This window comes from Streptomyces sp. SID3343, assembly GCF_009865215.1.
Lineage (GTDB): Bacteria > Actinomycetota > Actinomycetes > Streptomycetales > Streptomycetaceae > Embleya.
Window position 1 is genome coordinate 1 of sequence record NZ_WWJX01000145.1, and the last position, 10718, is coordinate 10718.

General features: G+C 71.5%; 10 protein-coding genes. 5 read left to right on the forward strand and 5 right to left on the reverse strand.

Annotated features, from left to right (window positions below; genetic code table 11):
- Positions 1–334 precede the first annotated feature (334 nt).
- Both fmdA and GT354_RS05045 read right to left on the reverse strand, forming a co-directional pair.
- Positions 335–1600, reverse strand: coding sequence for a formamidase (gene fmdA / locus GT354_RS05040; RefSeq protein ID WP_161354955.1), 1266 nt, complete (start codon positions 1598–1600; stop codon positions 335–337).
- Between the two features lie 45 nt (positions 1601–1645).
- Entirely contained in the window at positions 1646–1921 is a 276-nt protein-coding gene (locus GT354_RS05045; protein WP_161354956.1) for a zinc ribbon domain-containing protein, read from the reverse strand.
- 216 nt (positions 1922–2137) lie between these two features.
- Between GT354_RS05045 and GT354_RS05050 the strand changes: the two genes are divergently transcribed.
- The 4 genes from GT354_RS05050 to GT354_RS05065 all read left to right on the forward strand — a co-directional run bounded on the left by GT354_RS05050 (position 2138) and on the right by GT354_RS05065 (position 6673).
- Positions 2138–3106 (forward strand): SDR family oxidoreductase, encoded by a 969-nt coding sequence (locus GT354_RS05050; protein ID WP_161354957.1) that lies wholly within the window; start codon positions 2138–2140, stop codon positions 3104–3106.
- Entirely contained in the window at positions 3103–3858 is a 756-nt protein-coding gene (locus tag GT354_RS05055; RefSeq protein WP_202511528.1) for an SDR family oxidoreductase, read from the forward strand. The genes GT354_RS05050 and GT354_RS05055 overlap by 4 nt, the downstream gene beginning before the upstream one ends.
- 248 nt (positions 3859–4106) lie before the next feature.
- A complete protein-coding gene (locus tag GT354_RS05060) occupies positions 4107–5405 on the forward strand; it encodes a hypothetical protein (protein ID WP_161354958.1) in 1299 nt (432 codons plus the stop codon).
- Positions 5402–6673: an ABC transporter substrate-binding protein gene (locus GT354_RS05065; protein WP_161354959.1), complete on the forward strand. Its 1272-nt coding sequence runs from the start codon at positions 5402–5404 to the stop codon at positions 6671–6673. Before GT354_RS05060 ends, GT354_RS05065 begins: the two co-directional genes overlap by 4 nt.
- A gap of 353 nt (positions 6674–7026) precedes the next feature.
- Here the strand turns inward: GT354_RS05065 and GT354_RS05070 are convergent, their stop codons facing one another.
- From GT354_RS05070 to GT354_RS05080, 3 genes are read right to left on the reverse strand one after another with little or no spacing between them, the layout of a single operon-like run.
- Positions 7027–8067, reverse strand: a complete 1041-nt coding sequence (locus GT354_RS05070) for a phosphotransferase family protein (protein WP_161354960.1) — start codon at positions 8065–8067, stop codon at positions 7027–7029.
- Positions 8064–9356 (reverse strand): acyl-CoA dehydrogenase family protein, encoded by a 1293-nt coding sequence (locus GT354_RS05075; protein ID WP_161354961.1) that lies wholly within the window; start codon positions 9354–9356, stop codon positions 8064–8066. The genes GT354_RS05070 and GT354_RS05075 overlap by 4 nt, the downstream gene beginning before the upstream one ends.
- A 31-nt stretch (positions 9357–9387) precedes the next feature.
- Positions 9388–9846, reverse strand: coding sequence for a MarR family transcriptional regulator (locus GT354_RS05080; protein WP_161354962.1), 459 nt, complete (start codon positions 9844–9846; stop codon positions 9388–9390).
- Positions 9847–9960: 114 nt separating this feature from the next.
- On the opposite strand from GT354_RS05080, the gene GT354_RS05085 reads away from it, so the two are divergent.
- On the forward strand, positions 9961–10500 hold the full coding sequence (locus GT354_RS05085) for a hypothetical protein (protein WP_161354963.1): 540 nt from the start codon (positions 9961–9963) through the stop codon (positions 10498–10500).
- Positions 10501–10718 lie beyond the last annotated feature (218 nt).

Consider the following 10718-nt stretch of genomic DNA (forward strand, 5'->3'; position numbering starts at 1 on the left):
CACCACTTTTCCTCCCCCGCTTCGCTCCTCCGGAAAAGCGGCACTCCGCTCGCGACTTCGGGTCCCTCCGCTTCGCTCCGGGCCCCGAAGTCTCACTGAAAGGCGCGGCTCCGCCGCTCTCCTCGCTGCGCTCGTCGAACACTCGATGGGGCCTGGTCGGTGGGCGCTGACGCGCCGGGGGCGCAGCGGCCCGGGGCCGGGCCACGGGGCCGGACCGCGTCACCCCGATCGCCGTAAATCCGCAGCCCACGAGCAAAACGCAACGGGTGGTGCGGGTGGGAACCCCTGCCGCGCCGAAGCCCCAACCGCAACCGACCCGCGCCCTCAACCCCCGTCAGCCACCGGCAACAACCGCACACTGGCCCCGGTCCGCGAAGGCCGGCCCCGACGCCGACGGGCGGATGTCGAAGTCGAAGATCTCCGTCGGGATGTACAACGTCGCGCACGCGTTCGGGATGTCCACGACGCCCGAGAAGCGACCCTCGATCGGCGCCGCCCCCAGGATCAGGTACGCCTGTTCGGCGGTGTAGCCGAACTTCGTCAGGTACGTGATCGCGTTCAGGCACGCCCGGCGATACGCCAACGTCGAGTCCAGGTAGCGCTGTTCGCCGTCCTCGGTGACGGAGAATCCGGTGAACGTGAGGTACTGCGAATACTGCGGTGCCGACCGCCCCGGCATGAAGATCGGGTTCGTGGTGACGCCGTACGTCTCCATCCCGCCGCGCAGGATGTCGACCCGCAGGTCGATGAAGCCGCCCATCTCGATCGCGCCGCAAAAGGTGATCTCGCCGTCGCCCTGACAAAAGTGCAGGTCGCCGACCGACAGCTTGGCGCCGTCCACGAAGACCGGGTAGAAGATGCGCGAGCCGGCGGTCAGGTTCTTGATGTCCTGGTTGCCGCCGTTCTCTCGCGGCGGCGCGGTCCGCGCGCCCTCGCCCGCGGCGGCGGCGAACCGCGCCGCGTCCAACGACCCCAGGACCGCCCCGATCGGCTCGGGCGGCAGCGAGAGCGGCGGCACCCGGTCCGGGTCGGTCGCGCGCAGGGCGCCCTCGCGGGCGTTCCAGGCGGCCAGCAGTTGCGCGGACGGCGCGGTGCCCATCAGTCCCGGGTGGATCATGCCGGTCAGTTCGACGCCTGGGATGTGCCGCGACGTGGCCTGCTGCCCGTGGAAGTCCCAGACCGCCTTGTACGCGCCGGGGAAGTGGTCGGTCAGGAATCCACCGCCGTTCTCCTTCGCGAACAGGCCGGTGTAGCCCCAGCCCTGACCCGCGACCGGCCCGGTCACCGCGAACGTGTCGTCCTGCGGAACGGCGCCGACGTCGAGGATGTCCACGATCAGCAGGTCGCCGGGTCGCGCGCCTTCGACGCCGATCGGCCCACTGAGCTGGTGAACCATGTTCAGGTCCGCGTCGCGTACGTCGTCGGCGGAGTCGTTGTTGCCGATCGTGCCGTCGAACCACTCGCGGCATTCGACCCGAAACTCCGTCCCGGGCTTGACCACGGTCACCGGCGGCACGTCGGGGTGCCAGCGGTTGTGCCCCAACACCGCCTGTTCACGAAACGGGCGGGACTGATCGACGCCGAACACGACCTCGGGCATGTGGCTCCTCGAAGACTTGGTGGTACGACGGCCGGTGACGGTATGTCAGGGCCGGGGCAGACGTGCGTGTCGGGGATCGCCCGACCCACTCACACCCGGTCTCGCCGGTGGCCCCGAGGTCACGGCGGGCGCGTGCGCGGACCGTTCCTCGGTCGCCGCGAGCCGCATTCCGACGCCGGTGTTGCCCAGGCGCGGCGCGGTCCACACGCGCCTGCCGGGGTCGGCGCACACCGGGCACGGTTCCCCCGCCGCAGCCTCGCCCAGCGGACGCGCGACCTCGAAGTCGCCGCACGTCACGCATCGGTACACGTAGGTCGCCAAGACCGCTCCTCAGCTGATCACCGGGTATGCGACGAAGCCAAACACAGCGTCGGGCAAAAGGAAACGGGTGACACGCGCAACCGATCTGACACATGGTCAAATCGCGCGCTCCGTGATTGCATCGCGTTGTCGATCATCGACGGCAACGGCCATGCGCCCGTACCCGGCGATGCCCGACAGCACACGTACCGGGCGATCACCAGTTTCGGAGGTCTCGTGGCGCAACGAGTGGCCGTCGTCGTCGGCGCGGCCGGTATGGGCGAGGCGGTCGCGACGCGGCTGCTTCGGGACGGCTGCGACGTGATCCTGTTCGACCGCCGGGACTGCCGTGCGGCCGCCGGGCGGATCGAGCAGACGATCGCGATCACGGCCGGCGAACCCGACACCCGGGCCGACCCGTACGTCGACGCCCGACCCGAGACCGGGGCCGACCCGTACGTCGACGCCCGACCCGAGACCCGACCCGACGCCCACGACGACACCCGGAACGTTCCCCGACCCGATCCTCGGCCGGGCACTCGTTCCGACGGCCGACACGTCGCCCGACCCGGCATCGCGCCCGACGCCACTCGCGTGCCCGGCCGGCCCTGCGGCGAACTCCTCGCCGCCTTCGGTCCTCTCGACGACCCCGCCGATCTGCGCCGCGCGCTCCCCGCAGTCCTGCGCGAGGCCGGCCACGGGCCTGCCGTCGACGCCGTCGTGTACACCCTCCTGCCCGACGACGCGTTCACCCCGCGCCCGCTCGCGTCGCTCGCCGCGGCCGACTGGGATCGGCTCGCCGAGGAGCCCGTGCGGTGGGGGCTGACAGTGCTTCAGGTCGCCCACGAGTACCTGCTTCCACGCCGGGGGCGGTTCGTCTTCGTACTGCCCTCCATCGCCCTGGAGGGAGGCGCGGGCCTGGTGCCGCTCGCCACGTGCGCCGAGTCGTTGCGCGCGCTCGGCAAGTCGGCGGCGCGGCGGTGGGCCGCGGCGGGGATCACCGTCAATTTCGTCGTGCCCGACGTATTCGCTTACGGCGCCGAGGAGTTGCGGGGCACCGATGTGGACCGCGGCGAGTCCGTACTCCCCGGACCGAGTACCGCGGGCGATGTCGCGGACACCGTCGCGCTGTTCCTCGCACCGGAGGCCGGCCGGCTGACCGGGGCCACCTTGACCGTCGACGGAGGAGCTCTGATGACGCCGTGACCGAGCACGTGGTGTTGGTGACCGGCGCGGCGGCCGGTTTGGGGCGCGGCATCGCGCTGGCCCTCGCGGCGGCCGGCTCGACGGTCATGGTGACCTCGCGCGCGCTCGCGGGCGGCCTGGAAGTGGTCGCCGAGATCGCCGCACGCGGCGACGCGGCGGCCTGTACCGAGTGCGACGTCACGTCGGAGGAGTCGGTCCGAACGGCCGTCGAGACCACGGTGGCCCGCTTCGGACGACTCGACGCGGTCGTCCACAACGCGACGTCGCGGCGCTCCAGCGACCCGGTGGACCTGGAGCAGGCATCGCCCGAACTGTGGCGCGAGCACGCCGACGTCTCGCTCACGGGCTCGTTCACGGTGGCCCGCGCGGCCTATCCACATCTGCGGGAGAGCAAGGGCGCGCTCCTGCTGCTGACCTCGCCGGCGGGCATGCGCGGCAGCGCGAACCTGTCCTTCTACGCCGGCGTCAAGGGCGCGCAACGCGGCTTCGTCAAGGCACTCGCCCGCGAGTGGGGTCCGGTCGGCATCCGGGTCAACGGCCTTGCCCCGCTTGCCGTTACGCCCGCGCTCGCGGCCGCGTTCGAGGCGGATCCCACGATGGAGTCGCGCATCACCGACAAGGTTCCCATCGGCCGCGTCGGCGACCCGGAGACCGATCTCGGCCTGCCCGCGGTGTTCCTGTGCGGTGACGCCTCGCGTTACATCACCGGCCAGACCGTCATCGCCAACGGAGGCCGCGACACCTTCCTGTAGCGCGTCCGGACCGAACCCGGCGACACCGCGCCTCGGATCGCTCTGCGTAACGCCCATGTAGCACGCCGGCTTCACGCCGGCAAGGGTGAACACCATGTGGTAACCCCCCGTTCACGCGCATACCCTGACCGGGTTGCCGATGGGAACGAGGGGGCGCCCGTTCCATGTTCAGGACCGCAGCACCACCGGTGGTACCTCGTGCGTCACGCCGACGACTGCGCATTCCACCTTCGACGCCGGGGCGCCTCGTGGCGCTCGCGGTGCTCGTGGTGTTGGCCCTGATACCGGTGTTCACACTGTCGATCCTGATCGCGGAGCGCTCCCGGGAGACCACCGCGAGCCTCAAGGACCGGCGCATTCCGGCGGTGCTCGCGCTCGACCAGGCCGCCGCGGCGGTCACCGAGGCCGATCGGGCCACCGCAACGAGTCTGGTGTCCGGCGCGTTCTCGCTGACCGGACCCGGGCAGGACTACCAGGACGCGGTCAAACGGGCCGACCGATTCCTGACCATGGCGGCCGACTTGCACCAGGGCGACCCGGTCGCCCGGGCGCGGCTCACCAACGTCAGCGCGCTCATGGTCGAGTACACCGTCATGGTCGGCCTCGCGCAGACCGGCGGCGACGACCCGCTGTCCCTGGCGAACGTGTTCTACGCGTCGGACCTGCGACGCACGATCGTGACGAGCCTGTACGAGCAGCGCCGCCAGGACTTCGCGGACATCCACGAGGCGCGCTCGACGTGGTGGGTCGGCGCATACGTCGCGATCCCGTTCGGCGCCGCCGCGTTCGTGGTGCTGCTGCTCCTGCTCTTCGCGCACTCGTATGTGCGCCGGCGCTTTCGTCGACGCGCCAACCCACTGCTGCTTCTGGCCGCGGCGGCCCTCGCGGGGTTGATCGCGGTGACGGTCGTGCACGCGCAGACCACCCACGACCGGCTCGCGGAGGCGGCCGGGCGCGGCGTCAGCGAGCAGTCCTCGCTGTGGCAGGCGCGTACCGCGGTCCACGAGATCGTCGGCACCGCCGCGCTCGACGTCGCGTCGGGCGGGGTGCCGCGCGGCAACGCCGTCGCCGCGGGCCTGGCACTGCCCGATCTGGCCGACCCGTTGCCGGCTCCGGCCGAGATCGAAAGCATTCGCAACGGCGGCGACCCGTCGTTCGGCGGGCTGCTCGCGACCGCGCTCGCCGACGACCGCTCACGGCCTCTGCGCGACGCCGGAGCGCGTGTGCTCACTTCCCTCGAAACCCTGCGCCGGGCGGGCGATCAGGCCCGCGTCCAAGCGCCTCGCGGCGGCACTCTCAACGGCGGCGAGGGGGTCGCGATGCTCACCGGCAAGGGCGCGAACCAGATGTCGGGCGCCGCCGACGACACCGACGCCGCGTTGGCCGACGCGCTCCTGGCGAGTCGGCGCGCGAGCGACGACGCGCTCACGGAGGCCGCCGACGACGGCGGGCTCGGGCTCGGCGGCCCGGTGGTGTGCTCCGCGGTGCTCGTGCTCGCGCTCGCCGGCCTGCTGATCCGCCGGATCGAATACGGGAGGCTCAGGTGAGGCGAACCGGCAGGCTGAGGTCGGCGCTGGGGACCATGCTGCTCGTCGGCGCGGTGCTGTCCCCCGCCGCGTGCGCACGGGACGACAAGCCGAAGGTCGTGCGCGTCCTGGGCACGTGGACGACGGAGGCGGAGCAGCAGGCGTTCGAGCACGTGGTCGCGCCGTTCGAGCGAAAGTCGGGCATCGACGTACAGTTCGAGGGCACGCGCGACATCTCGGCCGTCCTCGCGGCCCGCGTCGACGAGGGCGATCCGCCGGAGTTGGCGATCGTGAGCGCGCCCGGTGATCTGCTGCACTACGCGAAGACGAACAAACTGGTCCCGCTCGACGACATCCGCCCCGCCTACGCGCCCGAGTGGTCCAAGGCCGGGCAGGTCGACGGCAAGCAGGTGGCCGTCGTCCTCAAGGCCGCGCTCAAGAGCACGATCTGGTACAACACGGCCAAGTTGGCCGACGCGGGCCTGGCCGTACCGACCACGTGGGCGCAACTCCTCGACGCGACCGCCACGTTGCGCGCGTCGAAGGTCACCCCGTGGTGCCTCGGGCTCGCGTCCAGTACGACGTCCGGGTGGGCGGGCACCGACTGGATCGAGGACTTGGTGCTGGCCCGTTCGGAGCCCGGCGTCTACGACGCGTGGTCGAGCGGGAAACTCTCGTGGCGGGCGCCGCAGATCCGCGCCGCGTGGCAGAGTTGGGGCGAGGTGGTGAACGCCCGCGACACCGTGGCGGGCGGCACGATGACCGCGCTGTTGACCGACCACGACAAGGCGAGGCAGGTGCTCGACCCGCGCGGCGGCTGCGTTTTCGACCATCAGGCGTCCTTCATGGCGGGCAGCTACGCGGCCGCCTCGCCCGCTGCGGCGCCGGGCGCCAAACCGGGCTACGGTGCGATGGCGTTCCCCGGATTCGGCACGCCGGCCCCGCGCGAGGTCGCGGGTGACCTCGCCGCGATGTTCCACGCGACCCCGGCCGCGTGGGAACTGCTCAAGTACCTGACGAGCACCGAGGCGCAGGCGACCTGGGTCGAGTCGGGTACGTCGCTCTCCCCGGACGGGCAGGTGTCGCTGTCGGTCTACAAGGACAAGGTGACCGAGCGGCTCGGCACGGACCTGGCCGCGGCCGCCTCGGTGCGATTCGACGGCTCCGATCTGATGCCGCCGACGATGCGGGACGCCTTCCAGCGCGCGGTGTTGGCGTTCGTCTCCGCTCCGGGCGATCTCGATCGCATCCTGGAGGATCTGGATCAGGTCCGTGTCACGGCCTACTGAGGTGGTCGGCACTCGCGAGGGGGCTTGCACTCACCCTCGGGCACTCACGCTCGGACACTCGTTCTCGGGCGCTCACTCTCGGACACTCACCCTCGGACCGAGACCGTGACCGGAGCCTCCGCCGGATTCCTCGCCCCGAAGGGGCGACTATCCGGAAGGGACGACGCGGGCCCGCCCCGGCCGGGCCCGCCTCGTCTCGAAGTGTTCGCCACGCTCCCTGGCGAACACTGCAATCTTGGCCCCTTGAGGGCCTACTCATGCGTATCCGGAGGGAAGTTCTCGATAATTTTACTTTTGCGAGCACAACCATCGAGGTATTCGACCCGATTTTCGGGGTTCGTTCCCGACGAACCTCACTCCTTCAGCGTGTCCCGGGCAATGTTCGCCAAACCGGCCACGACGGACTCGATCCGCGTCCGATGCTCCGCCGTCGGATCCGCGACCCGCCGCAGCGCGCCCGCGCAGATGATCGCCAGCTTGATCACCGCGAAGCTTTCCCAGAACGGGATGTGACGGACCCTCAGCTCGCCGGCGGTGTGGTACTCGCGCACCAACTCCGCCGCCGAGGGCATCCCCGGCGCGGCATCCGGCAGGTGCCCGCCGCGGTCGGCGAACAGCAACCGACCCGCGGCGCCCCAATAGGCGAGCAACTGGCCCAGATCCGCCTCCGGGGCGCCGACGGTGGCCATCTCCCAGTCCAGCACCGCCAGCACCCGTTCGGGGCGGGCGCGTTCGTACATCACGTTGGCCAGGTTGTAGTCGCCGTGCACGATCCGATCCGGACCCGCGTCCGGCACCGCCGCCGTCAGCGCCGCCAGTACGTCGCCCACCAGCGGCACCGTCTCGACCCTCGACGCCTCCCACTGGCGACGCCAGCGGCGCAACTGCCGTGCCGCGTACGGCTCGGGTCGCGCGTAGTCGCCGAGACCGACCGCCACCGGGTCCACCGCGTGCAGGGCGGCCAGCGTGCGCACGAGCGCCAGGGCGGCCGCCGGGGCCGTGCCGGCGGGCAGCTCCCGTACCGCCGCGGCACGCGCATGCACGACGCCGTCCAGGCGGCCCATGACGTAGAAGGGGGCACCGATCACCGCGGCGTCGCGGCACAGCGCCACCATCGGCGCCACCGGCACGGCGGTCGCGGCCAGCGCGGCCTGGAACCGATACTCGCGGTCCATGTCGTGCGCGGTCGGCAGGGCGCCGCGGTCGGGCGGTCGACGCAGCACGAGGTCGACCCCGTCGCCGCCGACCTCGCGCAGCCGAAAGGTCGGGTTCGACGAGCCTCCCGCGAGCTGATCCACGCGCAGCTCGGCGCCCGCCGCCACCACCCCTTGGGCCACCAGCCAGGCGGTCAGCGCCTCCTGATCCACCGTCACGGCCGGTCGGGTCGCCGTCACGGCCGGTCCAGCCACTGTGCGTATCGGCTCTCCGCCGCCGCGCGGCGGGTGGGCACGTGTTCGCTGGGCCAGCCCTCGACCGGTGTGTAGCGGCGCAGCGCGAGCTTGGCGACCTGCTGCACGTGCACCTCGTCGGCGCCGTCGGAGAGGCGGAAGTTGCGGGCCAGGCGGTACATCTCCTCCAGCGGCAGGTCCGTCGAGTAGCCCAGCGCGCCGTGTACCTGAATGGCGCGGTCGACCACGTCGTGCAGGATCCGCGCGCCCCGGTACTTGGCCTGCGACACCGCCTGTCGGGCCGCGCCGGGGCCTTCGTGGTCCCACGTCCACGCGGCCTTGAGGGTCAGCAGCCGCAGCGCCTCGATGTCGATCGTGGACTCGGTGACCATCTGTTGGACGAGTTGGTGGTCCGCGAGCACCCTGCCGTGCGAATGCCGCGACACGGCTCGCTCGCACAGCATGTCGAAGGCTCGGCGGCACTGGCCGATCCAACGCATCGTGTGGTGGATGCGGCCGCCGTTGAGCCGTTTCTGGGCGAGTACGAAGGCGTCGCCGGGCGCGCCGATCAGGTGCGAGTCGGGTACCCGGCAGCCCTCGAAGCGGATCTCCGCGTGGCCGCCGAGGTTGCGTGTCGCGTCGCCGTCGTAGGGGTGGTGCATGGTGTGCACGTCGCGCACGATCCGCATGCCCGGGGTGTCCCGCTCGACCACGAACATCGAGGCCCTGCGGTGCCGATCGGCGTCGGGGTCGGTCACCGCGAACACGAGCACGAAGTCGGCGCGGCGCGCGTTGGAGGCGAACCACTTGTGGCCGTCGATGACCCAGTCGTCACCGTCACGCACGGCCCGGGTGCGAATGCCGGTCGGATCGGAGCCCGCGGTGTGCGGTTCGGTCAGCGAGAACGAGCTGGTCAGTCGGCCGTCCAGGAGCGGCCACAGCCAGCGCTCCTTCTGCGCGTCGGAGGCTCCCACGGCGAGGAGTTCGCTGTTGCCCGAGTCGGGGGCCTGGTTGCCGAAGATCGCCGGCGCGGAGGGGGTGCGGCCGAGGATCTCGTGCATCAGGGCGAGCCGTACCTGGCCGAACCCGCCGCCGCCCAGGGCGGGGTCGAGGTGGGCGGCCCACAGGCCGCGGTCCTTGACCTGTTGCCTGAGCGGGTCGGTGACGGCGCGCCAGTTGTCGGCGCTCATCCGGGATCGGATCAGGTCGAGGGGTTCGATCTCCTCGACCACCATCCGCCGGATCCAGTCCAGGTCGGCCGCGACGTCGGGGTCGGTGCTGAAGTCCCATGCCATGGCCGGACGTTAACCCGGTTACTTAACAAGGTCAATCATTGTCGATCGGGTCGCGCAGATCCGCGACGAGCCGCTGCATCCGGTCGGCGAGATCGTTGAGGTCGGCCGCGGTCCAGTCCGCGAGTTGACGGGCGAGCAGTTCGTCGTTGGCGGCCACGAACAGCCGGTACGCCTCGTGCCCGCGCTCGGTGGCCTCCAGAAGCGACACCCGGCCGTCGTCGGGATCGGTGACGCGGACCGTGTAGCCGCCCTCCTCCAGGATCCGGATCTGCCGGCTCAGCGCGGCCGGTTGGATGTCGGCCCGCTCGGCGAGCTCGGTGGGCCGGATCCGGCCGCCGTCGATGATGCGGTGCAGGACGCCGATGGCGACCAGACCCAGGGGGACCCCGGACCGTTCCATGTGCAGCGCGTCGAGGCGCCGGCTGCTCATCAGCCTGCGGATCGAGGTGATGGCCTCGTTGATCCTGCGCCGGCTCTCCACGTCGGTCATGGGCGCCAGCGTACGGCGGCGACACGTGTACAACGCGGCACAGGGACCACACGTTCGAGCCAATCGCTCCCGTGCCCCTGTGCGGGAGCGCTTTCGTCCCCAAGACTGATCTTCGTGCATGCCGAGGTGGTCGTCGACGACCCGCGAACCGATCCGAGCGAGCGCGCCTTCGCGCTCGCGAGCCCCGAAGCCGCCGTCGTGGTCGCGACCGCACTCGCCGAGCCGGTCGGAGGATGCGGGCACGGCATGGCCTGGTTCCTGCGCCGACTCGGCGTCCACATGCTCGCGCGCCTGACCGACCGCCCCGACCGGGCGATCGCCGACTGCCTGTCCGACACGATCGCCGAGACGGCCGCCCTGCACGGCGCCCGCTGCGACCTCTCGCACGAGGCGACCCCGGCCGCCTCGATGGTCGCGTGCCGCACCCTGGACAACCATTTCCAGTACCTCGTGCTGGGCCCGGGCCTGCTGACCCTTCGGCACACCCAGTCCCCCACCACCCGCACCACGGGCCCGTTGTCCGCCGCGGGCGCCCGCCCGGCAGTCGCCGCCCGGGCCAGAACCGGCGCAACCCCCATCCCCACCCTGGCCATCGCCACCCTCACCGCAGACGCCACGAACACCCCCGCAGCCACCATCACACTGACATTCTGACCAGCAAGGCCCCAGCTCCCCGCACGACACCGGACCCACCACCCGACGTCCCGGCCACCCGGAACCGACCCAAAACCCGCGAGAACCACCGCACACCACGGCCGAACGGCCCCACCCCACACGCGCCGCGAGGCCGGACCACACCACCCCGGACGGCACAAAACCCCAACCCACCCCCCGGACAGCACGGGTGGGCGGGTGGGAAAACCCCCAACCCA

Coding starts and splice junctions, on each gene's coding strand:
- GT354_RS05075 (WP_161354961.1), bottom strand. CDS start 9,356: ATGGCATGGGACTTCAGCACCGACCCCGACGTCGCGGCCGACCTGGAC.
- GT354_RS05080 (WP_161354962.1), bottom strand. CDS start 9,846: ATGACCGACGTGGAGAGCCGGCGCAGGATCAACGAGGCCATCACCTCG.
- fmdA (WP_161354955.1), bottom strand. CDS start 1,600: ATGCCCGAGGTCGTGTTCGGCGTCGATCAGTCCCGCCCGTTTCGTGAA.